The sequence below is a fragment of the uncultured Cohaesibacter sp. genome, from assembly GCF_963556055.3.
Classification (GTDB): Bacteria; Pseudomonadota; Alphaproteobacteria; order Rhizobiales; family Cohaesibacteraceae; genus Cohaesibacter.
In genome coordinates, this window is the sequence record NZ_CAUVYE020000030.1 from 59,451 (window position 1) to 86,438 (window position 26,988).

Below are 26,988 nucleotides of genomic sequence, written 5' to 3' on the forward strand. Positions count from 1 at the left end.
GCAGGTGGGCTTTATGATTATGGTTCATGCTATAAAATTGCGTCGCCTCGAATTTGCGGACCTTACCAACTATCGCACGCTCATTTCTCCGTCGCGCGCCTTTCATCGTTTGAACGGCCCCTATATGGGCATGCCAACAGAAGCGGACCAGAACAAGAAGATCATGGATTTCGGGTTCGAACTCACCAAGCCAGACCCAGGATTTAACTTTGAGCTCATTGTCGATGCAAAAAGCGATCAGTTGCTAGGCGAGGTTTCCTTCTATTGGAAAGATCAGCGAACCAACTGGCTTGAGATTGGCATCGTCATCTTCGACCATAACAATTGGGGCAGGGGAATAGGCAGAGCAGCTCTGCCGCTATGGATCGACAAGCAGCTCGCTCAAAAGCCAGAACTCGTTCGGATTGGCCTCAGTACCTGGTCGGGTAACAAGGCAATGATGGCCCTTGCACAGAAGATCGGTCTAAGGCAGGAAGCCTGCTTCAGAAAAGCTCGCTTGTTTGAGGGGCACCACTATGACTCCATCAGCTATGGCATTCTTCGCGAAGAGTGGCAGGCTTTGAGGGACAAGACCGAAGGTCACTGACGGACCTCGCCATCCGGACGCGTTCCCACATAAATGGCGCAGGATAGAAAAAACAGAGCAACAAGCAAAAACAGCCAGATCTCCGGTTTTGCCATCAACACGAATGAAACGAACCCGAACATCATGCCCGCAAAGGCAAGATATTTTGCCTTTCTGGGAATCGCCCTGTGTTCTTTCCATGCAACAACGGGTGGACCGAAAATCCGGTGCTCCAAAACCCATCGCTCAAGCCGCGGCGACGATCGGGCAAAGCAATAAGCTGCCAGAATGAAAAAGATGGTGGAGGGAAGCAAGGGCAAAAATGCCCCCACGATACCGACACCAACCAATAGCAGTCCCCACAAGAGATACAGTGATTTCTTCAAGACAAGCATGATCTTTTCCCTGGAGGCCCGATCCTTCCATCATTTAAATTGAGTAATTTACTCATATTTATTGCAGCATTTCAATCCTGCAATAAATGCCGCCTAATATTCGTGCAAAAATTGCGTTTCTTCTCCTTTTAAGTGCCAGACCAAAGCATTATCTTTAATAATAAAAATAGCAGAGCAAAACTGACAGGAGACACGCGGAATTCCTCGAATTTATCACACATGTGAAAAGAAAGTATTTAATATGAGGATCGGGCTGGCAGGCGACCTCTGTGACGCAAAGTCATGGGGCGCAGTGTTCAAACGCGTGATGGATTATCGATAATGGCAAACAAGAACGAGAAAAAAGAAGGGCCCATCGACCGCGGTCGGTTGAAGTTTGGCGCACGCATGCGCAACTACTTCCTTACAGGCCTGGTCATCGCGGCCCCGATCGGGATCACGCTTTACATCACATGGGCCTTTATCGGCTGGGTAGATTCCAACGTCAAACCCTACATCCCGAAGGTTTATAATCCCGACAACTATCTGCCCTTTTCCGTACCTGGCGTCGGGCTGGTCTTTTCCATCATCATTCTTACGATCCTGGGCTTTATAACCGCCAACTATGTTGGCCGCTCCATGCTGACATTCGGTGAGGTTCTGGTCGGCCGCATGCCGCTGATACGCAACCTCTACAAGGCTCTCAAGCAGATCTTCGAGACGGCCCTCTCCCAAAAGGGACAAACCTTCCGCAAAGCGGCGGTCATTGAATATCCAAGGCGCGGACTTTGGGCATTGGCCTTCGTCGCGACAGAAACGACAGGAGAGGTGGCGCACCGCATTGAGGAGCACGACGAGCACAGCGACAACAATGAGGGTTATGTCTCCGTTTTCCTGCCCACGACACCAAACCCGACATCCGGTTTTCTTCTCTTTGTACCGCGCAATGATGTCATCATGCTCAAGATGGGAGTTGAGGACGCGGCCAAACTCGTCATTTCCGCCGGGCTTGTATCTCCTGATTTCATTACTGAAAATGCCTCAGAAGAGGACAAGCAGAAAGCAATCGAGAAGCTAGAGCCCACCAAAGCGCAAAGACGCAGGAAAAAGCCTGCAAGCGAGCCCCAGAAATCGGTTCAGGAAGAAAAGGTCGACTGACATCGCCCCCCGATTGTCGTCACCCGGCTTTTAGCAACCGTATCGCTTCGTCGCGACCAAACAGATAAAGCAAGTCTCTCAGCGAAGCCCCGCGAGAGCCTTGCAAATCAGGATCCATTTCAACGATCAGGCGCGCTTCCTTGCGCGCCATTTCCATCAGATCCGAATGGGCTTCGGCATCGGTTACGCGAAAGCCTGGCATACCGGATTGTTTCGTTCCCAACAGATCGCCTTCGCCTCGCAATTTCAAATCAGCTTCGGCAATCAGAAACCCGTCTTCGGTTTCCCGCATCATTGCCAGTCTTTCACGTGCAATGGCCCCCAGCGGCCCCTGGAACAACAAGATACAGGAAGATGGCTTGTCACCGCGCCCGACGCGACCACGTAACTGGTGCAGCTGTGCCAGTCCGAAGCGTTCCGCATGCTCGATCACCATGATCGTTGCGGCAGGCACATCAACGCCCACTTCGATGACAGTCGTTGCAACAAGGATTTGAGCCTCGCCATCCTTGAAATGCTCCATAGCCTGCCTTTTTTCGTCAGCCCCCATCCGACCATGGACAAGCGCCACCCTGTGCCCGAACCGCTGCTTAAGGCTTTCAAAGCGGTCTTCTGCTGCGGTGACTTCCAACACCTCGGATTCCTCGACCAACGGGCAAACCCAATAGCATTTGGCCCCGTTTGCGAGCGCCGCATCAAGACGCGACACCAATTCATCCAGCCGATCAAGGCTCATGGTGCGTGTCTCGATTGGTTTGCGTCCGGCAGGTTTCTCGGTCAAAAGCGAAACATCCATGTCGCCATAATGGGTCAGCACCAAGGTGCGCGGAATGGGAGTTGCTGTCATTACCAGCAAATCGGTTGCTGCCCCTTTCTCGGATAGCATCAGGCGCTGGTGCACACCAAACCGGTGCTGCTCATCGACAATCGCCAACCCAAGGTCAGCAAAGGCCACCGACTGTTGGAAAAGGGCGTGGGTACCAATCAGGAAATCGATATCCCCCAATTCCAACGCCTTGAGCGTATCGCGTTTGGTCGCTGCACCATCCTTGCCGGTGAGCACGGCAACCCTGATTCCGACCTGATCACACAGTGGCTTCACCGAAGCAAAATGCTGCCTTGCAAGAAGATCCGTCGGCGCCATCATCGCGGCCTGACTACCTGCCTCGATCACATCAGCCGCAGCCATCAGTGCCACCATGGTTTTGCCACTCCCCACATCCCCTTGCACGAGACGCAGCATGCGTTCCGGCAATGCGAGATCTGCCTCGATGTCAGCGATGGATTGCTGTTGGCTTTTTGTCAGCGTAAAGGGCAGGGCATTGATCAGCTTCTGCTTGAGATCTCCCTTCCAGCGGCGGGCAATCCCCTTGGTCTTTTTCACCTTGCTGCGCACGAGCGCGAGAGCCAACTGGCTGGCCAGACATTCATCATAGGCTAACCGCCTGCGCGCCACCGAATGCGGATCAAGATCTGAAAGCCCGAGTGGCGCATGAATGCGCCTGAGTGCTTCAAGGAAAGGAGGCCAGCTTTCACGATCAAGCAGGCTTTGTTGCTGCCAGTCCGGCAGTTCCACAAGATCGTCAAGGCAAGCATGAACCGTCTTGAGAAGCACTTTGCCAGACAGGCCTGCGGTCAAGGGATAAACCGGCTCGATTAATGGCAACGAGGCGAAGTCATCCTCGTCGACCATATAGTCTGGATGTGTGATCTGGGCCGTGCCATGATACCGTTCCAGACGCCCCGAAACATAGCGCACGGACCCCACTGGCAACTGTCGCTCCAGATAGCCCCCCTTGGCATGGAAATAGGTGAGGGTAAGCTCATCAGTCTCATCATGGGCCAGAATACGATAGGGGAGCTGTTTCTTGTTTCTGGGTGGCGGCAGATGCTTGTCTATCGTCAGGCGCACGGTCACGATCACCCCTTCCGGAGCATCGACCAGCGATGGCTGAAGACTACGATCAATGACAGCAACGGGAAGATGCAGCAACAAGTCGATTCGTCTGGCTTCCAGCAACACATCCCCCCGCAACAGGCGCGCAAAGGCCTGCCCGAGCTTTGGGCCAACGCCCTTCAGCGAGGTCAATGACGAGAAATAGACATTCAGACGGTTCGGGCGCATCTCATATCCGCAGCGATTCAAAAATCTTCATTGCATTTGTGTCGAGCATGGACAAGTCCCGCCACAAGGTCAATAGATGTTCTCTTTTTGTTTTGTGACAGTTTGACGATCAATGGCTGACAAGCAGGTCAACAGTCGCTATACAGGGACAATCCTTCAAAGGCCCAAAAGGAGTGCCCCATGTCCCACGGTTCAACACGCAGCAGCGATGGCCTGGATGTAAGACAAAAAAAGATTCTGATGCGCGCATGGCATCGTGGCATCAAGGAAATGGACCTCATCTTCGGTCGTTTCGTTGATCTGGAACTGGACAATCTCAGCGATCAGGAGCTTTCGGAACTGGAAATGCTTTTGGACCAGCATGACCGGGATCTGATGCAGTGGCTAACCAACGAACTGCCCGTACCCGAAGCATTTGACTGCCCTCTCTTCCACAAGATCAAGAACTACCACAAGAGTTTTGATTCCGGCCTGCTGTGAGAAGAATGATTAATTATGGCGGAGGGGGCGCTTTCCTGTTATAGAGCCTGTCTCTGAAGCCGAGCCTCCGACATAATCTCCCATGACGACGATAGACAAAACCCTTTTCAGTTCGATGATGCTCCATGTCAGCCATGTCCCTGACGGGCTGGAGGGCTATGTCGTCTCTGAGGTTGCCAAGGCGTCCCTCAAAGCCCCTCGGGACAGCAAGCTGGCTGCCGTCTATGTTGCACGGGACGACAGGCGCATGAATGCGATGGAGCAGGCGCTGAAATTCTTTGCGCCCAAACTGCAATGCCTGTCTTTGCCCGCATGGGATTGCGTACCCTATGATCGTGTCTCACCGAACGCAGAGATTTCATCGCGCCGGATGACCGCACTCTCCCGCCTTGCCTATAAGAGCTTCACCGAGCCGACAATCCTTCTCACCTCTGTCAATGCCATCTTGCAGCGAGTGCCAAGTCGTGCCTCGGTAAAGAAACAGAGCTGGTCTGCCAAGCCCGGCAACACCGTTGACATGGACGCCTTGATCGAATGGCTCGAGACAAACGGCTTCCTGCGCACCCCCACAGTCCGTGAGCATGGTGAATATGCGGTGCGCGGCGGCATCATCGATCTGTTCGTGCCCGGCTCGGAAGAGCCTGTCCGACTCGATTTCTTTGGCGACACCCTGGAAAGCATTCGCAAATTCGATCAGCAGACCCAGCGTACAGTGGGGCAGTTGAAGGGCATCGATCTGGTCTCCGCCTCGGAGGTGGTGCTGACCAGCCAAACGATTTCCAATTTCAGACGCCGCTATACTGCCAGTTTCGGCGCATCAACCCGCGATGATCTGCTCTATCAGGCCATTTCCAACGGCCATCGTTATCAGGGCATTGAGCATTGGCTGCCCTTTTTCACCGAAGATCTTGAAAGCCTTTTCGAATTTGCCGAGGATATTCCCTTCATTCTCGATCCCTTGAGCGATGACGCCATTGCCGAGCGGCAGGACCTGATTGCCGACCATTATGCCGCACGCAGGGAGGCTCTGGAATCTGGTCTGGATCACGGCATTCCCTATAAGCCTGTCGAACCGGACCTGCTATATCTGAACAAGGAAGACTGGTCCGGGCTTCTTGGCTCGCAACGCAGGGTTCGTCTTTCCCCCTTCGATATTCCGGACAGCTCTCTTGAGACGATTGTCAATATTGGAGGCAAACACGGCAAGACCTTTGCCGCTGAGCGCAACGCGGACAATGTCAATGTTTTTGATGCCGTAATCGACCATATCAAGCATCTCAAGGACCAGAAGAAACGTGTAACCATCGCATGCTGGTCGCCCGGTTCTGCCGAGCGCATGCATCAGGTTCTCACAGATCACAGCCTTACCGGTCTCGTGCCCTATGAAAGCTGGCAGGCCCGTCAGGTCATCAAGCCAACGCAGGTTGGCCTCACGGTTCTGGAGCTTGAAAGCGGCTTTGAAACCGAAAAGGATGCCGTCATCGGCGAACAGGACATTTTGGGAGACCGTCTGGTTCGCTCCAAGCGCCGACGCAAGAAAAGCTCTGATGTCCTGACCGAAGCCTCCAGCTTGAGCGAAGGCGACATTGTCGTCCATATCGAGCATGGCATAGGGCGTTTCATGGGGCTGCAAACAGTCGATGCCGCTGGCGCCCCTCACGATTGCCTTGAAATCCATTATGCAGGTGGCGACAAACTCTTCCTGCCGGTTGAGAATATCGAACTCCTCTCCCGTTATGGCTCGGAAGATACCGAAGCCCAGCTCGACAAGCTCGGCGGCGTTGCCTGGCAGGCGCGCAAATCGAAAATGAAAGAACGGATCCGCATGATGGCGGATCAGCTCATCAAGGTTGCAGCTGAGCGCGAACTCAGACAGGCAGAACGCATCACCCCGCCAGAGGGGCTTTATGACGAGTTTGTCGCGCGATTCCCCTTCGATGAAACAGAAGACCAGTTTAACGCCATTGAACAGGTCTTTGACGATATGGGAGCAGGTCGCCCCATGGATCGGCTTGTTTGCGGCGATGTCGGATTCGGCAAAACGGAGGTTGCGCTGCGTGCCGCCTTCATCGCGGCGATGAATGGCAAACAGGTGGCCGTTGTCGTACCAACCACCTTGCTCGCCCGTCAGCATTACAAGAATTTTGCCGACCGTTTTGTCGGCTTCCCACTCAATGTCGCCCAAGCCTCGCGGCTGGTCTCATCCAAGCTGCTGTCCGAAACCAAGAAAGGGCTCAAGGACGGATCGGTCGATATTGTCATCGGAACCCATGCATTGCTCGGAAAAGCAATAGAATTCCGGGATCTTGGCCTGTTGATCATCGATGAGGAACAGCATTTCGGCGTCAAACACAAGGAGCGGCTGAAAGAGCTGCGCGCCGATGTCCACGTCCTGACCCTCTCTGCAACGCCCATCCCGCGCACCTTGCAACTGGCGCTAACGGGTGTACGTGAATTGTCTCTGATTGCAACGCCACCGGTCGACCGTCTGGCCGTGCGTACTTTCATCTCTCCCTTTGATGCACTCACCATCCGCGAAGCGCTGTTGCGCGAGCGCTATCGAGGTGGCCAGAGCTTCTATGTCTGCCCCCGCGTGTCCGATATTGCCGAAATCCACGCTTTTCTTGAAGAACAGGTTCCAGAGGTCAAGGTCGCGGTTGCCCATGGTCAGATGCCCGCCGGTCAGCTCGATGACATCATGACCGCATTCTACGACGGCAAGTTCGATGTGCTTCTTTCAACGACCATCGTTGAATCCGGGATCGACGTACCAACAGCCAATACCTTGATTGTCCATCGGGCCGACATGTTTGGCCTCAGCCAGCTTTACCAGTTGCGCGGTCGGGTAGGGCGCTCCAAGACGCGAGCCTATGCGCTGTTTACCGTCCCGGCCAAGAAACAATTAACCCCGACCGCAGAACGCCGCCTCAAGGTTCTGCAAAGCCTGGATACACTGGGCGCGGGCTTCCAACTGGCGAGTCATGACCTCGACATCCGCGGCGCGGGCAATCTTCTGGGAGAAGAGCAGTCCGGCCATGTCAAGGAAGTGGGCTATGAGCTTTACCAGCAAATGCTGGAAGAAGCTGTCGCCTCCCTGCGCTCCGGCGACCTTACGATCATGGAAGACAAATGGTCACCACAGATTTCCATCGGCACACCGGTGCTCATTCCAGACAATTATGTCCATGACCTGCAACTCCGCCTCAGTCTCTATCGGCGACTGGCAGATCTGGTCGAAGCAAACGAGATCGACGAATTCGGTGCAGAACTGATAGACCGTTTCGGACCGCAGCCCGATGAGGTCAAACATCTTCTGAAAATTGTCTATATCAAGGGCCTGTGCCGCAAGGCCAATGTCGAGAAGATCGATGCCGGACCGAAAGGTGTCGTCATTGCCTTCCGCAATAATGAATTTGCAAACCCTGCCGCGCTTGTTCACTATATCACCGAGCAGGGATCCCTCGCCAAGATCCGACCGGATCAGAAAATCTTTCTCTCCCGCGACTGGAAATCCGCAGGTGCGCGCCTCAAGGGTGCAGCAGTCATCATGACGCAACTGGCCAAACTGGCAAAGGCCTGAGCATGCACAGGTGCATCGACGCACCAAAACGGCGGCCCTTTGAAAACGCCCCGATAATTCAAATAGATGGAAAGCCTAAAACCGCACGACCGGATTTTCAAACAGATCCTTCAGGATCTGCTCTGCGTCATAATCCGGACATCGCGTATCCGCAAAATGGAGCGAAAAGTCGAGGGTCACATAAACCCCTTTGGAAGTATGCTGATCGATGAAGGGGCTGAGCTGAACAATGGAGCGTATCCGTTGCAAGGCCATCCGGGCTTCAAACAGATCTGTATCGGGAAAGAAACCAACCACAAGACCATTATCAAGCCGCGCCACCATATCCTCTGCTCGCATGAGCGATGATATGAGGCGTCCAACCTTTGCCAAAAGGGCGGGGCTGGGCTCCTCGCACTTGTCTGAATCGAGAGGCTGATCAAACGATATGTCGATACCGACAAAGGTCATCCCGACGCCGGCTTCTTCCTTGCTCAAAACCTCAAGATGTTCCTTGAGAAAGGCTTCAGAGTAAAGCCGCGTTACCTCATCTGTTGGCATGAGCAGGCGAGCTTCATTGAAAATATTGCGCAACTGTTGCCGATAGCGCTCCTCGCGTACCAGAAGATCAATCCGGTTTTCGAAGAACCGTTCGGAGAAGGGGAAAGACACGATGTCATTTGCCCCCGCAGCCAACCCTGCAAGCCCGTCCTCGGTTGCTCTCTTGTGACAGACCAGAATGATCGGAAACGAGAAATAGCTTGGATTGCGCCTGAGATCTGAAATGAACTGAATAAGATGCTCGTTATAGTCACTCAACTCGACAATGGCAGCATCGAAAGACTTTGCTTCCAGATAATGCTGCGCCATTGAAGGCGTCAACGCGGCGATTGTTTCAACGCTTTCTGGCAGGGCCACTTGAATCGGCAAAAAGGCGGCTCCCGCCCCGATATAAAGCAGGCTCTGCTCATCAAGATTATGCGGAGGAGGGACAACCGGCAGCCCGACACCGAACCGCTTGAAGGTTAGAGCCCTGCGCTCAGCTTCCCGACGCATCGTTGCCAGCCGCATCAGCGAGGTCAGTCTGTTGGCAATAAGATCCTGCGTCAGGGGAGGTTTCAGGACATCCGTGAAGGAGCGCATGTGGGCTTCACTCAGCGCGATGGACGCATCGGCAATCGCGACCATGGGAACCCGAGCATCCGCAAAACCGAAACTCTGCCTGAGCATTTCCGCCCTTGAAACGGCCTTGGCCACATCCTCTTTGGAGATGCCGAGCAGATCAACCAGAATGATACCGGATGCGCGGGACATGGGATCCAGATCATCATCAGAAAACAACCAATGGGACCAAACCGCGAAGTCTGCATTGATCAGCATATCCGCCCACTCTGGAGCATCCAGTCCGCGATCTTCTGTAGAAAGAATCAGAGCATGTTTGGCCATACGAGATCCCTATGCCCGAAAAACAAAAACAACCGCACAAAAAGGATCAAGCAACATTGGAAACATCGCTGGCGGCAATCAGACTGTCGCGCATAACCTTGCCATTGGTATGGCGCGGAATGGCTTCCACGAAAATGACCTCGCGCGGCCATTTCATTTTCGAAACCCCCATGTCCTTGAGGGATCCATAGAAAAGCTCTCGGCCGATATCCCGATCATCGACCACCAGCGCCGCCATCAGTTGCCCCGGCCCTCCATCGTTGCAGGGAGCAAGAAAAGCGGCAGCATCGGAAACGCCGGAACACTGCCGATAAAGATCGTCAAGGTCCCGACCCCGTTCGGCAAAGCCGCCGATTGTCAAAACATCTGCGAGGTCGCCCAGCGGCTGGAACATCGCTTTTTGTTCATCGACCTCATTTTGCACGACACGGCAACCGATCTCGGTATGAATGAAACCTTCTTCAGTTCTGGGAAGTGCTTCTCCTTCAACCATGCCGACCAGAGGATAGGCGCAATCAGGCAACATCGGCCCCTTGAGACACAATTCGCCACCAAGAACCTTGTCCTCACCGCGCGCACGTGCCTCTTCCATGCCAAACAGGAATGTTTCCATCCAGATCATCTCGGGGTCTTTGATCGATGCAATCTCTCCCACGGACACCGGACCGATTTCAGAAGGATCGCGCCTTATCTGGCTGAAGAGCACAAGTTCATGAAAGTCTGTCAGGTCAACAATCCGTGCGGCGGTTTCATTTTCACCAAAACTTGTTTGCCCGACGTGAGACTTGTTCCAGACGAGCGTCACGCTCTTGAGCTGCTCCCTTACAGGCATCGGAAGCAGATCATGGATGGCCTGCCATTGGCCTCCGGGCAGCGAAACATGCTGACCGCCGAATTCGGCCAAGGTCTGACAAAGCCTTGCATTGCTCTTGAACGCATGGAACTGCACTCGCGCGCCCACATCAAGGGCGGAGACAAGCCCGGAAACAAACCCCACCAAACCTGACAGGTGATGGGTTACGAAAATGCAATCCTCGGACACAAGATCTGTCTGCTCACTGACATAACGCGCCTGAGCCAGCAAATGATTATGACTGCGTCCTATGGGACGTCCGCGTTCGCTGCCTGCCGCACTCCAGTGCAGAGCAAGAACACTATTCGCACTAATCTGATAGGAATGCTCGAACAGGGCCTCTTCCGAAACACTGTCTTCCTCCTCCAGAACAGGAGCCAGATCAATCAACCCTTCCGGGGCGCCATCGCCAAGACAGAAGACAAAACGGATCGAAAACATGTCCGCCGCCACATTGCGCACGCGTTCGGCAACAGGCTCATCTTCGTAATGGGAGCAGCAAACGATCGCCTTCGCGCCGACCTGTTCAAGTTTTTCCTTGATGTCGGCTTCACCGCTTATCAGCGGCAGTGGGGCCAGAATCAGGCCGAGCCGACTAGCCACCAACGTAATAACCGCAGCATCACTTCCGGGCGGCAGAAGCATCGCGACGACCGTGTCTGATTTCATTCCGATACCGGTCAGAAACTCTGACAGAGCAACAACCCTGCGCCAGGTGCGAATGAAGGAAAGACATTGCGGTTTGCGTCCACTGATCGCGTGCAAATCCTGATCATCAACGAGCGCCAAGTCATCTTCTCGATCTTTTGCCTGACGGGCAAAGAGAACGTCAAGACGATCCTCACCCCAATGGCCTGATGAAGAATATTGCTCAATTTGTTCAGGTGTGGAGAGAAGCATATTGGTCCTCTTGAGAGTAACACTATCGGTTCTTCTTGCAGCAAGCTTAGCTGATTCCGCAGGAAACAAGACAGTCCCCTTGGGGAACTATCTTGGAAATTTCAGCTATTACAACAGGAAAACGCCCGATTTGGTTACTCATTTCCCTCCATACCAGAAGGTTATAGGCCGATAACCTGACAACGGACGTCCCTTTGCTTCCTTATCCGGATATCGAATCCGATTCCACAAACCGACCCATTGCTCTCCCTTGTGAAACAACGGGACGACATAATATCCATTGATCAGTGTCCTGTCGAAGGCTCTGACCGCAGCAATGAAATCTTCCTGACTGCGCGCGGCAAGCAAGGCTTCAATCATGGCATCGACGGCTGGATCATCGGCTCCAGCCTGATTGAACCAGCCATCAACGTCACGCTTTGACGAGTGCCAGCGCGAGCGCTGTTCATTGCCCGGCGACAGCGAAGCACTCCAGGACATTTTCATCATGTCGAAGTCCATGGTCTTGCGCCGCTCCCAATATTGGGCCGAGTCGACCGTTCGGATGCTCATCTTGATCCCGATCCGTTCAAGAATACGCGAGTAGACCAGCGCCAGACGCTCTTCCTCATTCGTGGTGGCAAGGAACTCGAAGGCAAGCGGAGTGCCACTTGCCGTTTCAACCATGGTGCCATCTTTCAAACCGTATCCTGCTATCGAAAGAGCTTTCAGGGCATCGGCTAGAAGCGCCCGCATCGCGCGAGTATCAGCAGCAGAAGCAGGCTCATAGGAACCGTCAAGGATCGAAGGATCGATAGTCTCGAGATAAGCGCCGAGCAATTGCTTTTCCCTCTCGCTCGCCGGCACCCCAAGGGCAGACAATTGAGAATTCTGAAAATAGCTGCCTGAGCGTTTGAACAGCCCGTGATAGAGGTTCTTGTTCACCCAATCGAAGTCGAACAGGGTGGCAAGGGCCCGCCGCACCTCTCGTTTCTGAAATACCGGCTTGCGCGTATTGAACACAAAGGCCGACATCCCGGTGGGCAATCGGGACTGGAAGGTCTTCTGCTCGACAAGCCCTTCCTTGACCGCATTGAAATCATATTGATCGGCCCAACGGGCCGGATCCGATTCCGGCTGAATGTCAAACGCACCTTTCTTGAAGGCTTCGAACATGGCGGTTCCGTCACGGAAATATTCGATTCGAATTTCATCGAAATTGTCCTGACCGACCTTGATTGGCAGGTCTTTTCCCCAATAGTTCGGATCGCGCTTCAAAACCAGCTTGGCCCCGGCGTCAACCTTGTCGAGCAGATAGGGTCCCGAGCCGATAAACTGATACATGCCTGACTTGGAGAACTGTTCCGGATCAATCGCATGCTTGGGCAAGACCGGCAGCATTCCGATCAGCAAAGGCAGTTCCCTGTCTGAACCGTCCTCAAAAACAAAGCGGATCTGCTTCTCGCCCGGTTCCTCGATCGACACGATCCGTTTGATGAGATTCTTGTAATTGGGGCGACCATGCTCTTTGAGCAGATCCATGGTAAATCTGATGTCGTCGACACCGATCGGATGTCCATCGGAGAAATGGGCCTCGTCCCGGATTTTGAAAGTGATCGAAGTCCGGTCTTCTGGCATGTCCACCCATTCGGCGATCAATCCATAAAGCGAGAAGGCCTCATCGGCGCTGCGGCTCAGAAGAGTTTCATAAACATTGTATCCGTAATCCTGATCCCACAGCCCGCGAGGCGCGACACCCTTGAGGATGAAGGGGTTGAGGCTGTCATAGCTGCCCTGAGCACCATATGTGATCATTCCACCCTTGGGTGCATTGGGATTGACGTAATCAAAATACTTGAAATCTGCCGGATATTTCGGGCTGCCATGCATGGCAATTCCGTGCGAAGGGGCTGCCTGAAGCGGGCTTGACGACAGCAGGGGACCTGACAACCCGACAAGCAGGGCACATGATACAAAGAAACTTTTTGATAAATTCCTGCGCAATCCATGCAAAGGGCGAGCGAACAACTGCGACATGAATAGGCTCCTTATGAATGAAAATTGACAGAAAAACCGGGTCTGACTCTTGATTCTACGCAATATTGGTAGCTTAACACAGACAAGAAAACATCTCCCAGTACAATTCTGACACTGGAATTTTGACACAACAGCTTGTAGAAGAAATCCGCATAGTCACTATTCTGCCCAATTCATTGTGAATGAAGAGGCAACCTTGGATTTTTCGGCTGTTGCCGGATTGCCACATTCTGGTTATGACTCGGGATGAGTAAAAATCAGACGTTCGACAAACCAACGCAATTATCTGGCATTGGTCGACCAAACTTTATCAAACGGGAATTCAGCCTTCCTGCGGAACAAAACTAAATCGGGATCCTTATTTATGGTCATGTTTGACAAGGCTTCGAAATTCATCAAGCCATTTGCGACAGCCACAGCTCTTATCGCTTCAGTCGCAATCTTCACTCCGATCACAAATGCGCAGGCGCAAACCGCTGAAACAGAACAGAATGCAGCCCCCCAATGGCTGAAATTTTGTAGCGAAGACGCCAAAACCAAAAAGCAGCTTTGTGCGATCACCCAGGAACTGAAAGCGGAAACAGGTCAGTTTCTTGCTTCCATCTCGGTGCGTGAACTGGAAGGCGCCAAACGCAAGGCTCTGGTTATTGCCATTACGCCGGGCATGCTTCTTCGCCACGGTCTGACAATTCAGATTGACAAAGGCAAACAGATAAAGGGGACTTTCTCCATCTGTTTCCCGAATGCCTGCTTCTCCGATGTTGCTGTGGATGAAACTTTCATCGAACAGATGAAAAAGGGAGCTGTGGTTTCCGTCACGGCTCTGAACCAGCAAGCACAACCGGTTCGTTTTGATCTGTCCCTGAACGGCTTTACCGCAAGTTATGATGGCGATCCGATCGATTTGCAGAAAACGGCAGAAGAACAGAAAAAGCTTCAGGACCTGCTTCGCAAACGTGCTGAAGAACAGCGCCAGAAGCTTCTTGAACAGCGCGAAAAAGCTGGCAAATAATCCGCTTTTTCAAATGTCACAGACAAAAAAAGACCGCGATCCATGTCCGATCGCGGTCTTTTCTTTTTTTACTTTGAGAAGCCTTCCTAATTCACAAGATCATCTTCTGGCAAATAGACACCTTCCTTCATTCCCTTGAAGAGCTGACGCACCTGCGGATGGCGAATAGGTTCACCCGATGTGTCCAGAAGCAAATTCTGCTCAGACACATAAGCCACATATTCCGTATCGTCATTTTCAGCAAAGAGATGATAGAAGGGTTGATCACGCCGAGGTCTGACATCTTCGGGAATGGAATCATACCATTCCTCGGAATTTGCAAATTCAGCATCGACATCGAACACGACACCGCGAAAAGAGTAGACCCGATGGCGCACAATCTGACCGATTTGAAACTTCGCTGTTTTCGTTTCTGTCATGAGTCCAGGCTCCATTATCCCTAATATCTGCCCTTCTTTCAGGCCTTGATAAAAAAGCCTATCATAGAAACACCGCCTCGCGCTATGACGTTTCCATATCTCAACCTTGCACCAATCGACCATCGGTTCCCGCCGACAAAAGGCCACTTCGCCTGTATGAGCCTTCACAATTGAAAAGTGGCAGACGTCATTTTGTTCAAATGACGCCGCCTTCATTCCAAAAATTTCCAACAGATACCGACTTGGGTATGTTGAGAGGTCACCAGCTCTGTCACGGCTGAGCGGGCGCTCTAGGCATCGAACCCATAAAGCTGCCCCATGTCAGGATCTTTCTGAGCCACCTGTTTTGCAAGATCAACAATCACCTTGGCCTGTTTCCAGGTCGCATCATCCTGCATCTTGCCATCGATCATGACGGCCCCGGTTCCATCGGGCATGGCCTCCAGAATGCGCATCGCCATCCTGACCTCATCCGGCTCGGGACTGAAGACCCGTTTCGCGATCTCGATCTGGGTCGGGTGCAACGACCACGCCCCCATGCAGCCAAGCAGGAAACTGTTCCGGAACTGCGCTTCACAGGCTTCGGGATCAGAGAAATCACCGAACGGACCATAATAGGCCTTCAATCCATACATTTTGCAGGCATCAACCATTTTGGCCATCGTATAGTGCCAAAGATCCTGCTGATAGAAGGCGCGGGACTCGAGCGGCTCTGCGTCACCAAGAACCCGATAGCCTGGATGACCACCACCAACCCTGGTTGTCTTCATGCCGCGCGACGCCGCCAGATCTGCCGGTCCCAACGAAATTCCGTGCATGCGAGGAGAGGCGCCGCATATTGCCTCGACATTGGCAACCCCTTCGGCTGTTTCGAGAATGGCATGAACGAGGATCGGTTTCTCAACCTGATGCTTGGCCTCAAGCTGTGCAAGCAACTGGTCCACATAGAAAATGTCCCAAGGCCCTTCGACCTTTGGCAACATGATAACGTCAAGCTTGTTGCCAACAGAGGAAACAATCTCGATCACATCATCCAGAAACCAAGGTGAGTTCAGGCAGTTGACCCGCGTCCAAAGCCCAGTTGCTCCAAAGTCATTCTCGCTCGCCATCTTGATGAAGCCGCGCCTTGCTTCTTCCTTCATGTCGGCCGGAATGGCATCCTCCAAATTCCCGAGTATGACATCAACCTGATTGACGAGGGCAGGGATCTTGGCCCGCATTTTCTCGATATGTGGTGGCACGAAATGGATCATGCGTTCCACCCGCACAGGCAACTCGCGATAAGGATCCGGAGCGCCAATTGCCAGCGGCTTGTAAAATGCACTCGGTGTTTTCATTTCTCTCTCCCCTTGAAAGGCACAAATCTGCCGGATCGTGCCAAGGCTCCTCGACCGCCCGGCACCTCACCGCAAAGAGTGCGAAAATCTTTGCTCCATTTGCAGCGGAAAATTGCTGCAATGCAATAAGACTGATGGGCAAGAGACTTTTTGATGGGAAGAGGGCGGAAAGAGGACGGGAAGAGGATAGAGAGAATGAGGGGAGAGCAAAGCAGCACAAACGGAAACGTGTCATGGAGAAACCGGCAGCTCCGGATCAGCCCCAACGTTTATGGGCCCACATCCATTGCTCGGGCACGTCGCGGATCCAGCGTTCGAACACGGCCTGAATTGCGGCGGTTCCCTCATAAACGTCAGCCTCGGCATCATCGGTGTGGGGGACTTTGATTTCCTCTACAAGGATCTCGAAATGCACCCCGCCCTTGCGCAGGATCCGTATCGCAACAAGCGGAGCCCCACTTTGCCTGGCAAGACGTGCAGGAAAGCTGTTGGTTGGTGCCGGACGTCCGAAAAAGGGGACCTTCACCCCCCTGATATCCCGCAAATCGGCCATGATCGCCGCAACGGTGCCCCCTTTGAGGCTCGACATGATCCGCAGCCCCGCACGATCCCCTTTGGAGAAGACACCACCACGAAACGTTGCGGCTCTCTTGCCGATCATATAGTCATGGACGAGCGGGTTTTTCAGCCGCTGGATGACAACGGACGCATCGAACCCGTAATTCATCGAAACGACGCCTCCAAGCTCCCAGTTGCCCGAATGCAGAGACACGATGATGCCCCCCACTTCATTGATCCGTGCGACCAGATCGTCATAACCTTCAGGTTGCTCGAAAAAGGAGGACGCATGCCCCAGAAACTCGTCCGCCAAAAGCCCTTCGGCAAAGGTCCGGCCCAGATTTTCCCACATGCCAAGCGTTATAGCATAGAGCTCTTGCTCGCTTTTCTCGGGAAAAGAAGCCCGCAAATGGGCCATCGCCCGCTTTTGTCGCGAGAGTTTGGGAGCCACAACCTTCCATGCCCATCCCATCATAGAGGAGGAAACTTTGAGCGGCAAAAGCCTCAAAATAGAAATCACAGCCCGGAGAACAGCATATTCGATACGGTGAGAAAACGTGACTTTCCTCATATTTATTCCCCTTGACGTCATGGTGATCACTACGATTTCTTTTAATGAATTGGCGAAAAAGTGCAAACAGGCATGTGGACAGAAGCATCACACGCATTGCGGTTTCAATCCCGCTCCAGCCACGTCACTTTTCCCGGAGCATCAAGACCGGCTCTCATCATGGCCCTGCGCAATTGTGGAACCATATTGGCAAGAGCAAGTCCGGCCATTCTTGCGCCCTGACCGAAAGGCAACGATGAGATCAGCGACATGTTCAACATGTGAACGCCTGCGGTTCTCGACCAGACATCGGAACGCCGCTCGCGCTCATACTGATCCAGAACGCCAACAGAGCCGGGATCCTTGCCATCCGAATCCTCCAGAACCTCGGCCAGAGACGCGATGTCTCTGAGCGACAGATTCAAGCCCTGCGCTCCGATTGGCGGGAAAATATGGGCGCTCTGCGCGATCAGGGCGACACGCGGACCACTAAACCGCCTGGCCACCATGCCGGAAAGCGGATAGGTTTGCGCCTCGCTGATAACCTCAAAGGCTCCATAGATGGAATGTGCGCGATCCTCCAGCGCTCTTGCAAGCACCTCCCTGTCCATCGCCTTTAACCGTTTGGCCTCTTCATCTGTCACCACACAGACGAGACTGGAACAATAACCATCCTTGAAAGGCACTAATGTGAAAGGACCAGTGCGCGTGTGAAACTCCGTCGAAGCATTGTTGTGAGAAACCGAAGCATGATGCAGATTGACCACCAGAGCCGTTTGCGGATAGGCCCATTTTCGCATGTCTATGCCGACGGTTTCCCGAACGAGGGAATTGACACCGTCGGCAGCAATGACGAGCCTTGACTGCCACAAAGACCCGTCCTCCGTTTCGATGCGAACAGCGCCTTCAACAAGGCTTACCGACTTTGCCAATCGGGGTTCACGGATCAGCAATCCATCCTCCATGCCTTGGGCAACATCACGCAAAATTCTCAGGAGGCTGGCATTGTCGATATTGCTACCGAAAGCATCAAGCCCGATCTCGGCGCTGTTGAACTCGGTTGTCGGAGCCCTGAACAGACGACCGGTATCATCAATGAGACGCATCACCCGCAAGGCCTGACCTTCCTTGCTGATAGCCTCCCAAAGCCCCAGTTTTTCAAGATAGCTGACAGAACTGCCAAGAAGCGCGGTGGTGCGTCCGTCATGCACGCTTGGCTCCGGACCAATCAGGACCGTTGAAAAACCGAGTTTTGCCATTTGCATCGCAGCAACAAATCCGGCAGGCCCTGTTCCGACAACAGCAATATCGGCCTTCTTGCATTCCGTCATAAACGCTTCCTCATTCTCTCATACGCGCCCCGGTCTTGCCCCATGGATCCAGGAAACAAGAAATCGAAGGCAAGAGCTTGTGCCATAGTCACATTCTCCATCATGGCACGGCGAAAGATTCAAGCTATATCAACATGAATAGCTTGCATTGGCCAGACAGACAGTTTCAAATACTATGCAAATTTCCATAGGTGAGGGGACCTATTGTCAATGAATATCCTTGGAGCATTTTTCGACACCAGCAGCGCAACACAATTGCGCGAGCAGATGGCCCGATTTCGCAAGGAGCATCCAGACCTGGCAAAGGCGGAAGCCAAACCGCGAATCATGCTGTTCCTTGCCATAGCCTTCGTCTCTCTGTTTGCTTGGTTTTATCTGTTTGCCATGGTGGTCGACATGGCTCCGGACATGGACATGCGCGCTCTTGGTCCGGGGATGTCGGCATTCAATGTCTTCAACGGGTTTGAGTCTCTGGATGCAACGACCAGAGCCTTTATCGCAGCGGTGTGCGCTCCTTCCGCTGCGGTTGGTCATTTCGGCATGCCCAGCCTCGATGCGTGGGGATTTGAAGACCTGACAATCGTCTTTGCCATGTGGGTGATGATGGCGGTAGCGATGATGTTGCCGACCGCCGCGCCGATCCTGAAAAGCTACGCAGCCACGCGAGAAGCCAATGGCCAGAAAAACGGGGCCTTTTCAATCCTTCTTCTGGCGCTCGGCTATATAACCATCTGGGTTCTGTTCGCGCTGCTCGCCACTCTTTTGCAATGGGGCCTTACGGAAATCCAGACCATGTCGCCCGTCATGGCTCCGGCGTCGATGGTTTTTTCCGCCTCCACCTTGCTCCTTGCCGGCATCTATCAATTCACGGCCGCAAAACAGGCCTGCCTGTTGCGTTGCCAATTGCCGTTTCCCTATTTCAACCGGCGCACCAAGCAGAGCTTTTTCCGCTCGCTCGGCGGCATTTACGTCATGGGACTGGAGCAGGGGCTTTTCTGCACCGGCTGCACCTGGGCCCTGATGGCGGTGATGTTCGCGGTTGGGGTGATGAATGTCATATGGATGGCAATCCTTGGTTTTCTCATGGCAATCGAGAAAGTCGTCCCCAATCCGTGGGTTACCCGCGGCATCGGTCTTTTTCTCATTCTCTGGGGCCTGCTTGTCTTGTCGATTTCCCCGGCCGGGCGGGCGATCCTCGGAATCTGACTGTGTCGATCAGCCCACTCCCGTTGGCCTTGTATTCATGTCGACTATGCTTGAATATCCTTACCGGATTTCAGCACCATCAACGGATGCCGTATTGATTATCACCAAACCGAAAAGAGCACGCCATGCTTCCCAACTTTCTTGAACCGACTATTCTGGCCAGTCTGCTGACCCTGACAGCCATGGAAATCGTGCTGGGCATTGACAATGTTGTTTTCATTTCCGTTTTGGTGAGCAAGCTGCCCGAGCACATGGCAAAAAAAGCGCGGGCCCTGGGCATTCTGCTTGCTCTGGTGTTCCGCATTGCCTTCTTGTTTGCACTCTCATGGCTCATCGGCATGACAACGCCGCTCTTCACGATGTTCGGTCTCGATTTCTCCTGGCGCGACCTGATCATGATCGTCGGCGGGCTGTTTCTGATCTACAAAGCGATGTCGGAAATCCATCTCGAACTTGAATTCAGCCAGGAAGACGAAGCAAAGATCAGGGCAGGCAAGACCGAGTTCGTTTTTGGAGCGGCCATCCTTCAGATTGTCGTGATCGACCTTGTCTTCTCGATCGATTCCATCGTCACGGCAATAGGCATGGCCGAACATATCGAAGTCATGATTGCGGCCATGATCATCGCCATGATCGTCATGTATGCCGCCTCTGGCCCGATCTCGCACTTCATTGAAGAACATCAGACAACGAAAATGCTGGCGCTTAGCTTCCTGATGCTCATCGGCTTTGCGCTTGTGGGCGATGGAATCGGCTTCCACATTCCACGCGGCTACATTTATGCCATGATCGGCTTTTCCGTTCTTGTCGAGTTCCTCAATATCCTCGCCCTTGATGCAAGAAGACGCCAAAAACTCTCAGAGCTTAAGGCCAGCGAAGCAAAGAATCCGGGCTAATGAAGGGGCTCGAAAAGCTGTATTAAGCAAGAAGCATGGATGCTTTTGAAAAGTCACAGAATCATGCCGAAGCGACAGCAACAGGCAGGTCTATGATCTTGTTTTGCGGACGTAAATGTGACAAAACAAGATCATGACCACTCAATTAGGGAGCAACACCCTGGACCGCGCTCGTCTTCTTTATTCTCCGGCTCTTCGTTACTTCGCAGCGGTTGCTGAACATGGTGCCATCCGTGCTGCCAGCAGAGAGCTCAATGTCGCATCCTCAGCCGTCAACAGACAAATCCTGTGGCTGGAGGAAAGCCTTGGCGTACCCCTGTTTGAGCGGGTTGGCAGACGATTGCAACTGTCCCCAGCGGGCGAAATCCTGCTGCGGCATGTCACATCAGTCTTGCGCGATTTCGAACAGACATCATCAGAACTGGACGCCTTGCGCGGCCTCAAGCGCGGCATCGTGCGCATTGCCAGTGTTGAAAGCGTTGCGACCGAATTGCTGGCAGATCTTGCAGCGTCCTTTGGCAAAAGCTACCCGGACATCCAGCTCCGAATCACCGTGACCCATTCTGACAATATTGCCCGTCAGGTGCTCGATTCCGATGCAGATATCGGCTTTTCCTTCGACCCACCCGATGAGGATCTTCTGGCGGTCAACTATTCCCATGACTTTGAAATCGGTGCCGTGGTGATCAAGGACCATCCTCTGGCGCAGAAAAGCACCTGTAGCTTTGAGGACTGTCTTGACTATCCGATCATTCTGCCTTCGCGTGGACTGTCCCTGCGTTCGGTGATTGATCGCCTGCTTGCAAAGATCGAAATGGAACCCTCGGTTTTTGCCGAAGTCAGCACCTTGCAGATGATGCGGCGACTGGCAGCGCGAGATCTGGGTATCTGTTTCCAGACCCGCATCGGGCTGCATGACAGTCTCGACCACGCCGAACTCTGCTTCTTGCCGTTGAGCGATGAACAGCTGCAATGCAACAAGCTCTCCATCGTGACTCACCATCAAAGAAAGCTGAAACTGGCCCCGGCCATGTTCCTCTCCCACGCGCAACAGTTTTTCAAACAGCGCTATCCCTGACAGCAGGCTCAAGCCCGTTGGATCACATTACGGAAACGTTACCAACGGCACTGATGACAAATTGAGCACAGACAAATTCAGTGATCATTTTACCGGCAAAAAAATCGGTAAAAGACCAAAATTTTTGCGCCATAATTCAACTTCCGTATGGATTGTCAACGAATTGTCACTTAAACAGAAGCTGAACCTTGCCGGGGTAAAAACCGGCCACATTTCCAGCCTGTCATCTGGCTGCTGAAAAGAGCAATCAGTGTTTCGTTTTGTTGGAAATGATCGATTTTGTCAAAGCTCTGATAACAGGTTGAGATGACATCAGTTCCCCTACTAGAGGCCAAAGGGATTTGCAAATCCTTTGGCAAATTGTTGGCCAATGACGCCGTGGATCTCGTCGTGCAAACGGGAGAGATCCATGCACTTCTGGGCGAAAATGGCGCTGGCAAATCCACCCTCGTAAAAATTCTCTATGGTTCGCTTGAACCGACATCCGGCGAAATTTTCTGGAAGGGCAAGCGGGTAAACCTGTCCGATCCCGCCCACGCAAGAAAGCTGGGCATTGGCATGGTATTCCAGCACTTTTCCTTGTTCGACAGCCTCAATGTCGTGGAAAACATCGCTCTTGCCCTTCCCAAAGGGCAGAATATGAAGGAGCTGGCATCGCGGATCGAGAGCGTCAGTCACGACTATGGCCTGCCTTTGAAGGCGACAAGTCTGGTTGCCGACCTTTCGGTTGGTGAACGCCAGCGCATTGAGATTGTCAGATGTCTTTTGCAAGACCCGCAATTGATCATCATGGATGAACCGACATCGGTATTGACGCCTCAGGAAGCTGAACTTCTGTTCAAGACCCTGAAACGGCTGGCCGGTGAGGGGCGTTCCATCCTCTATATCAGTCATCGCCTTGAGGAGGTCCAGCGCCTTTGCGACAAGGCAACCATCCTGCGCCATGGCAAACTCGTTGCCCATTGCGTCCCGTCAAGGGAAACGGCATCCTCTCTCGCAAGCCTGATGGTGGGCGAGAATGTCAAGGAGGTGAAGAGGCAAAAGGCGGATCTCACCGATGCGCCGATCCGGCTGCGTCTTGATCATCTGGACCTGTTGCCAGAAACACCCTTTGCCGTTGAGCTCAAGGATATCTCGCTTGAGCTGCGCGGTGGCGAACTTGTTGCCATAGCCGGTGTTGCGGGCAACGGCCAGTCTGAATTGTTTGACGCCATCTCTGGCGAACGCCAGACTCTTGCCGATTGCATCATCATCAATGACCAGCCTGTCGGAGCAAAGGGAATTACCGCTCGCCGCCGCCTGGGAGCAGCCTTCGTACCAGAGGAGCGTCTCACCCACGCGGTCGTGCCATCCCTCCCTCTTTCCCAGAATGTGCTGTTGACCCGTCACGGCTCGGACACGCCTCCGATGACCCGCAAGGGCGTTTTCATCAAGAAGACCCAAACCGGCAAGATCGGACAACGCATCTCCGTAGCCTTTGACATCAGGAAGGGAGAACCGGATCCTCATGCTGGGAGCCTTTCGGGTGGCAACCTTCAGAAATTTGTCGTTGGCAGGGAAATTGACCGGGCACCGAGTGTGCTCGTGGTATCCCAACCGACCTGGGGCGTTGACGCAGGTGCCGCCGCTCTCATTCGTCAGGCCCTCATCAATCTTGCCAGACAAGGCACTGCGGTTCTGGTCATCTCGCAGGACCTTGACGAGATTTTCGAGATTGCTGACCGCATCGCGGTGATCAACAAGGGAACCCTGTCGCGAGCCGAGCCGGTCGAGAAGATGACCGCTGAAAAAATCGGTCTCCTTATGGGCGGTGTTCACGGTGATATCGCTGATCACCATACGCCAGATACGGATCCCACCCCGGATAACAGTGCTGTCAAGGGAGGCATTCATGCGGCTTGAGCTTCAAAAGCGCAATGCACCCTCCAAGAGAATGGCCCTGCTGTCACCGGTCATGGCGATCATCCTTACGCTGATAACCGGTGCGATCATGTTCAAGCTTCTCGGCTTTGACGCATCCAAAGCGCTTTTCGTCTATTTCGTTGAGCCATTGCTGGATAGCTGGAGCCTTCAGGAGCTTGTCGTCAAGGCATCGCCTCTCATCCTGATCGCGGTTGGGCTAACCATCTGTTATCGCTCCAACAACTGGAATATCGGCGCAGAAGGCCAGTTCACCATCGGGGCCATTTGCGGATCCATTCTGCCGATCATGTTCCCAGAGTGGCAAAATTATGCGGTTTTCCCGATCATGCTGGCTATGGGCGCACTGGGGGGAGCCTTGTTTGCCTATATCCCCGCATTGCTCAAGAATCGCTTCGCAACCAACGAAATCCTGACCAGCCTCATGCTCACCTATGTGGGGCTGTTGTTGCTGGACTATCTGGTGCGTGGTCCCTGGAAAGATCCCGAAGGGTACAACTTCCCCGAAAGTCGCCTCTTTCACGACTATGCCCTGGCGCCAAGCATCATCGAGGGCGGACGCATGCATATCGGCGCCATCTTCGCGCTCGTGGCTGCAATTGTCGTTTTCATTCTCTTCATCCGCACTCTCAAGGGCTTCGAGATCAAGGTGATTGGCGAAACCCCAAGAGCCGGGAATTTTGCAGGCTTCTCCCAGCAGAAGATGACCATTTTCGCATTTCTTGTTTCTGGTGCCTTGACAGGGCTTGCCGGCATACTGGAAGTGTCGGGCCCGATTGGCCAGCTCCGTCCGACCATTTCGCCAGGTTATGGCTTTACCGCGATCATCGTCGCCTTTCTGGGACGGCTCAACCCTATCGGGGCTGTTTTTGCTGGCCTTCTTCTCGCGCTATCCTATCTGGGTGGCGAGGCTGCACAGGTTGATCTGGGCGTATCGGAGAAGACTGCCAAGGCCTTTCAGGGAATTCTTCTTTTCTATGTGCTCGCCTGCGACACACTCATCAATTACCGCATTCGCGTCATCTGGACAAAGAAAAATGCGCAGATCAAAGAGGCTGCCTGATGGAATTTGCTGACGCTCTGCTGGTCTCGATCGTAACCGCTTCAACCCCTCTGCTGCTTGCCGCCATTGGTGAATTGATTGTCGAGCGCTCAGGGGTGCTCAATCTCGGTGTCGAGGGCATGATGATCATCGGAGCCGTATGCTCCTTTGCAGCGTCCCTGACATCCGGCAATCCCTATATTGGCATCCTCGCCGGGATGTTAGGTGGCTTGCTGATGAGCCTGCTCTTTGCCTTTCTCACATTGGGGCTGGCTGCCAACCAATATGCCACCGGGCTTGCGCTCAGTCTGCTTGGCCTCGGTCTTTCCGGCATGATCGGCGAGGCTTTTGTCGGCACGCCCGGCATCAAGCTTCCGACGCTGGATATTCCTCTGTTGTCCGACATTCCCGTTATCGGCAATGCCATATTCAATCAGGATATCCTTTTCTACATTGCCATCCTTCTTGTCGTCGGAGTGAGCTGGTTCCTGTTCAAGACCCGTTGGGGTCTGATCTTGCGAGCCGTAGGCGAGAACCACAATTCAGCCCATGCACTGGGATATAATGTCAATCGTGTGCGGCTCTTTGCGGTGTTGTTTGGCGGCGTCTGTGCTGGCCTTTCCGGCTCTTATCTGTCCATGGTCTACACCAATCTCTGGATCGAGAACATGACCGCGGGACGCGGCTGGATCGCGTTAGCCCTTGTGGTCTTCTCTTCCTGGTTGCCGGGCAGGGCAGCCGTCGGAGCCTATCTCTTCGGGTCTGTTCTGATTCTCCAGTTCCACGCTCAGGGTGCAGGCTGGGCAGTACCATCACAGCTCTTGTCAGCCTTGCCATATATCGCAACGATCATCGCGCTCATCTTCATCTCGCGCAATCGCAATGTGACCCGGGTCAATACACCTTCCTGTCTGGGACAAGCCTTTGTCCCGGATCGCTGATCCATTTCGATCAGCCCCATTCTGCCAAGTCAACGGCAGCAAAACAAACGATGCCCGCATCATTTCGAAACGAGGGCATGAAAGAAACGAGAAACTTCACAAGATCCGGAATCGGATCGAGCAATGAAAGAGGGAAGCATCCAATGCGGAAACTTTTTGCAGCGGCAGCAGCCGTCGCACTCGGCCTCTCAGCCACCATGGCTATGGCTGCGGACAAAACCAAAGTCGGCTTCGTCTATGTAGGCCCTGTTGGCGACATGGGCTGGTCCTATCAGCATGACCAGGGCCGTCAGGCAGTCCAGAAATATTTCGGCGACAAGGTTGAAACAACCTACGTGGAAAACGTTTCTGAAGGCCCTGACTCCGAACGCGTCATCGAGAAACTGGCCCGTGCAGGCAACGATATCATCTTCACGACCTCCTTCGGTTTCATGAACCCGACCGTGAAAGTTGCCAAAAAATATCCAAACGTGAAATTCGAGCATGCAACCGGATACAAACGTGACCCCAACGTTTCCACCTATGCAGCCCGTTTCTACGAAGGCCGCTATGTGATCGGCCAGATCGCTGCCAAAATGACCAAGTCCAAAACCATTGGCTATATTGGCGCAACTCCGATCCCGGAAGTCATCCGTGGCATCAACTCATTCATGCTCGGCGCACAGTCCATTGATCCTGACATCAAGGTCAAAATCATCTGGATCAACAGCTGGTTCGATCCAGGCAAGGAAGCCGATGCAGCAAAAGCTCTGATCGACCAGGGTGCCGACATCCTTGTTCAGCATACCGACTCCGCAGCACCGCTTCAGATCGCAGCAGAGCGTGGCGTTTATGGTTTTGGTCAGGCCTCTGACATGATCAAATTCGCTCCGAAAAACCAGCTGACCGCCATCGTTGACCATTGGGACGAATATTACATCTCCCGTGTTCAGGCTGTCATGGACGGTACCTGGAAATCCGAAGACACCTGGGGCGGTTTCGACAAGGAAATGGTCCATATGGCAGATTTCACCAACCTGCCTGAAGATGTCGTCGCCATGGCAAAAGAAACCGAAGCCAAAATCAAATCCGGCGAACTGAAACCGTTCCAGGGTCCGATCTTCAAACAGGACGGCACACAGGTCATCGGTGAAGGCGAAGTTCTTGACGATGGCACGCTGCTTGGCATGAACTGGTATGTCAAAGGCGTGGACGGCAAAGTCCCACAATGAGGCTAGCCTCA

Annotated in this window: 21 protein-coding genes; 12 read left to right on the forward strand and 9 right to left on the reverse strand. The window is 53.4% G+C overall.

From position 1 onward, the window contains the following. Positions 1-13 precede the first annotated feature (13 nt). Positions 14-586, forward strand: coding sequence for a GNAT family protein (locus tag ACHZB8_RS18190; RefSeq protein WP_316862400.1), 573 nt, complete (start codon positions 14-16; stop codon positions 584-586). Here ACHZB8_RS18190 and ACHZB8_RS18195 read toward each other — a convergent pair. After that, positions 580-960, reverse strand: coding sequence for a YbaN family protein (locus ACHZB8_RS18195; protein WP_316862402.1), 381 nt, complete (start codon positions 958-960; stop codon positions 580-582). The genes ACHZB8_RS18190 and ACHZB8_RS18195 overlap by 7 nt on opposite strands. 321 nt (positions 961-1,281) lie before the next feature. Between ACHZB8_RS18195 and ACHZB8_RS18200 the strand changes: the two genes are divergently transcribed. Next, the gene (locus ACHZB8_RS18200; RefSeq protein WP_316862404.1) at positions 1,282-2,097 is read left to right on the forward strand and encodes a DUF502 domain-containing protein; all 816 of its coding nucleotides are present in this window, start codon (positions 1,282-1,284) and stop codon (positions 2,095-2,097) included. Positions 2,098-2,116: 19 nt separating this feature from the next. Here the strand turns inward: ACHZB8_RS18200 and recG are convergent, their stop codons facing one another. Next, positions 2,117-4,222 (reverse strand): ATP-dependent DNA helicase RecG, encoded by a 2,106-nt coding sequence (recG, locus tag ACHZB8_RS18205; RefSeq protein WP_316862405.1) that lies wholly within the window; start codon positions 4,220-4,222, stop codon positions 2,117-2,119. Between the two features lie 180 nt (positions 4,223-4,402). Here recG and ACHZB8_RS18210 point away from each other — a divergent pair, with 180 nt between their 5' ends. Next, positions 4,403-4,702, forward strand: a complete 300-nt coding sequence (locus tag ACHZB8_RS18210; RefSeq protein WP_316862406.1) for a succinate dehydrogenase assembly factor 2 — start codon at positions 4,403-4,405, stop codon at positions 4,700-4,702. 82 nt (positions 4,703-4,784) lie between these two features. Further along, a complete protein-coding gene (gene mfd / locus ACHZB8_RS18215; protein WP_394706221.1) occupies positions 4,785-8,282 on the forward strand; it encodes a transcription-repair coupling factor in 3,498 nt (1,165 codons plus the stop codon). A gap of 75 nt (positions 8,283-8,357) precedes the next feature. Here mfd and ACHZB8_RS18220 read toward each other — a convergent pair whose 3' ends face one another. The 3 genes from ACHZB8_RS18220 to ACHZB8_RS18230 form a co-directional block, all read right to left on the reverse strand. Beyond that, positions 8,358-9,707, reverse strand: a complete 1,350-nt coding sequence (locus tag ACHZB8_RS18220) for a diguanylate cyclase domain-containing protein (RefSeq protein WP_316862408.1) — start codon at positions 9,705-9,707, stop codon at positions 8,358-8,360. 46 nt (positions 9,708-9,753) lie between these two features. Continuing rightward, complete coding sequence (locus ACHZB8_RS18225) at positions 9,754-11,460, reverse strand: class I adenylate-forming enzyme family protein (protein WP_316862410.1); 1,707 nt, start codon at positions 11,458-11,460, stop codon at positions 9,754-9,756. A gap of 138 nt (positions 11,461-11,598) precedes the next feature. Continuing rightward, entirely contained in the window at positions 11,599-13,476 is a 1,878-nt protein-coding gene (locus ACHZB8_RS18230) for an extracellular solute-binding protein (RefSeq protein WP_316862412.1), read from the reverse strand. A 364-nt stretch (positions 13,477-13,840) separates the two neighbouring features. On the opposite strand from ACHZB8_RS18230, the gene ACHZB8_RS18235 reads away from it, so the two are divergent. Continuing rightward, positions 13,841-14,488: an invasion associated locus B family protein gene (locus ACHZB8_RS18235; protein ID WP_316862413.1), complete on the forward strand. Its 648-nt coding sequence runs from the start codon at positions 13,841-13,843 to the stop codon at positions 14,486-14,488. Between the two features lie 86 nt (positions 14,489-14,574). On the opposite strand, the gene hspQ is transcribed toward ACHZB8_RS18235, so the two are convergent. The 4 genes from hspQ to ACHZB8_RS18255 all read right to left on the reverse strand — a co-directional run bounded on the left by hspQ (position 14,575) and on the right by ACHZB8_RS18255 (position 18,683). Further along, positions 14,575-14,907, reverse strand: a complete 333-nt coding sequence (hspQ, locus tag ACHZB8_RS18240; RefSeq protein ID WP_316862414.1) for a heat shock protein HspQ — start codon at positions 14,905-14,907, stop codon at positions 14,575-14,577. A gap of 290 nt (positions 14,908-15,197) precedes the next feature. Further along, positions 15,198-16,244, reverse strand: a complete 1,047-nt coding sequence (locus ACHZB8_RS18245; RefSeq protein ID WP_316862416.1) for a CoA ester lyase — start codon at positions 16,242-16,244, stop codon at positions 15,198-15,200. 256 nt (positions 16,245-16,500) lie between these two features. Further along, complete coding sequence (locus ACHZB8_RS18250) at positions 16,501-17,373, reverse strand: lauroyl acyltransferase (RefSeq protein ID WP_316862417.1); 873 nt, start codon at positions 17,371-17,373, stop codon at positions 16,501-16,503. Between the two features lie 104 nt (positions 17,374-17,477). Further along, positions 17,478-18,683 (reverse strand): FAD-dependent monooxygenase, encoded by a 1,206-nt coding sequence (locus ACHZB8_RS18255; RefSeq protein ID WP_316862419.1) that lies wholly within the window; start codon positions 18,681-18,683, stop codon positions 17,478-17,480. A gap of 210 nt (positions 18,684-18,893) precedes the next feature. On the opposite strand from ACHZB8_RS18255, the gene ACHZB8_RS18260 reads away from it, so the two are divergent. The 7 genes from ACHZB8_RS18260 (at position 18,894) to ACHZB8_RS18290 (ending at position 26,977) form a co-directional block, all read left to right on the forward strand. Next, on the forward strand, positions 18,894-19,889 hold the full coding sequence (locus ACHZB8_RS18260) for a DUF2182 domain-containing protein (RefSeq protein WP_316862420.1): 996 nt from the start codon (positions 18,894-18,896) through the stop codon (positions 19,887-19,889). Positions 19,890-20,014: 125 nt separating this feature from the next. Then, positions 20,015-20,785 (forward strand): TerC family protein, encoded by a 771-nt coding sequence (locus ACHZB8_RS18265; RefSeq protein ID WP_316862421.1) that lies wholly within the window; start codon positions 20,015-20,017, stop codon positions 20,783-20,785. A 133-nt stretch (positions 20,786-20,918) separates the two neighbouring features. Beyond that, positions 20,919-21,863, forward strand: coding sequence for a LysR family transcriptional regulator (locus tag ACHZB8_RS18270; protein WP_316862423.1), 945 nt, complete (start codon positions 20,919-20,921; stop codon positions 21,861-21,863). A gap of 306 nt (positions 21,864-22,169) precedes the next feature. Then, a complete protein-coding gene (locus tag ACHZB8_RS18275; protein ID WP_316862424.1) occupies positions 22,170-23,765 on the forward strand; it encodes an ABC transporter ATP-binding protein in 1,596 nt (531 codons plus the stop codon). After that, positions 23,755-24,846 carry an ABC transporter permease gene (locus ACHZB8_RS18280; RefSeq protein WP_316862425.1) on the forward strand — a complete coding sequence of 364 codons (1,092 nt, stop codon included), beginning with the start codon at positions 23,755-23,757 and terminating at the stop codon, positions 24,844-24,846. Before ACHZB8_RS18275 ends, ACHZB8_RS18280 begins: the two co-directional genes overlap by 11 nt. Next, complete coding sequence (locus tag ACHZB8_RS18285; protein ID WP_316862426.1) at positions 24,846-25,766, forward strand: ABC transporter permease; 921 nt, start codon at positions 24,846-24,848, stop codon at positions 25,764-25,766. Before ACHZB8_RS18280 ends, ACHZB8_RS18285 begins: the two co-directional genes overlap by 1 nt. A gap of 143 nt (positions 25,767-25,909) precedes the next feature. Further along, positions 25,910-26,977 carry a BMP family ABC transporter substrate-binding protein gene (locus tag ACHZB8_RS18290; RefSeq protein ID WP_316862428.1) on the forward strand — a complete coding sequence of 356 codons (1,068 nt, stop codon included), beginning with the start codon at positions 25,910-25,912 and terminating at the stop codon, positions 26,975-26,977. The last annotated feature ends 11 nt before the right edge of the window (positions 26,978-26,988 follow it).

Bases quoted from the DNA above. Each gene is read 5' to 3' on its own strand.
- ACHZB8_RS18190 (WP_316862400.1), top strand. From the start codon at position 14: ATGATTATGGTTCATGCTATAAAATTGCGTCGCCTCGAATTTGCGGAC.
- ACHZB8_RS18195 (WP_316862402.1), bottom strand. From the start codon at position 960: ATGCTTGTCTTGAAGAAATCACTGTATCTCTTGTGGGGACTGCTATTG.
- ACHZB8_RS18200 (WP_316862404.1), top strand. From the start codon at position 1,282: ATGGCAAACAAGAACGAGAAAAAAGAAGGGCCCATCGACCGCGGTCGG.
- recG (WP_316862405.1), bottom strand. From the start codon at position 4,222: ATGCGCCCGAACCGTCTGAATGTCTATTTCTCGTCATTGACCTCGCTG.
- ACHZB8_RS18210 (WP_316862406.1), top strand. From the start codon at position 4,403: ATGTCCCACGGTTCAACACGCAGCAGCGATGGCCTGGATGTAAGACAA.
- mfd (WP_394706221.1), top strand. From the start codon at position 4,785: ATGACGACGATAGACAAAACCCTTTTCAGTTCGATGATGCTCCATGTC.
- ACHZB8_RS18220 (WP_316862408.1), bottom strand. From the start codon at position 9,707: ATGGCCAAACATGCTCTGATTCTTTCTACAGAAGATCGCGGACTGGAT.
- ACHZB8_RS18225 (WP_316862410.1), bottom strand. From the start codon at position 11,460: ATGCTTCTCTCCACACCTGAACAAATTGAGCAATATTCTTCATCAGGC.
- ACHZB8_RS18230 (WP_316862412.1), bottom strand. From the start codon at position 13,476: ATGTCGCAGTTGTTCGCTCGCCCTTTGCATGGATTGCGCAGGAATTTA.
- ACHZB8_RS18235 (WP_316862413.1), top strand. From the start codon at position 13,841: ATGGTCATGTTTGACAAGGCTTCGAAATTCATCAAGCCATTTGCGACA.
- hspQ (WP_316862414.1), bottom strand. From the start codon at position 14,907: ATGACAGAAACGAAAACAGCGAAGTTTCAAATCGGTCAGATTGTGCGC.
- ACHZB8_RS18245 (WP_316862416.1), bottom strand. From the start codon at position 16,244: ATGAAAACACCGAGTGCATTTTACAAGCCGCTGGCAATTGGCGCTCCG.
- ACHZB8_RS18250 (WP_316862417.1), bottom strand. From the start codon at position 17,373: ATGAGGAAAGTCACGTTTTCTCACCGTATCGAATATGCTGTTCTCCGG.
- ACHZB8_RS18255 (WP_316862419.1), bottom strand. From the start codon at position 18,683: ATGACGGAATGCAAGAAGGCCGATATTGCTGTTGTCGGAACAGGGCCT.
- ACHZB8_RS18260 (WP_316862420.1), top strand. From the start codon at position 18,894: ATGAATATCCTTGGAGCATTTTTCGACACCAGCAGCGCAACACAATTG.
- ACHZB8_RS18265 (WP_316862421.1), top strand. From the start codon at position 20,015: ATGCTTCCCAACTTTCTTGAACCGACTATTCTGGCCAGTCTGCTGACC.
- ACHZB8_RS18270 (WP_316862423.1), top strand. From the start codon at position 20,919: ATGACCACTCAATTAGGGAGCAACACCCTGGACCGCGCTCGTCTTCTT.
- ACHZB8_RS18275 (WP_316862424.1), top strand. From the start codon at position 22,170: ATGACATCAGTTCCCCTACTAGAGGCCAAAGGGATTTGCAAATCCTTT.
- ACHZB8_RS18280 (WP_316862425.1), top strand. From the start codon at position 23,755: ATGCGGCTTGAGCTTCAAAAGCGCAATGCACCCTCCAAGAGAATGGCC.
- ACHZB8_RS18285 (WP_316862426.1), top strand. From the start codon at position 24,846: ATGGAATTTGCTGACGCTCTGCTGGTCTCGATCGTAACCGCTTCAACC.
- ACHZB8_RS18290 (WP_316862428.1), top strand. From the start codon at position 25,910: ATGCGGAAACTTTTTGCAGCGGCAGCAGCCGTCGCACTCGGCCTCTCA.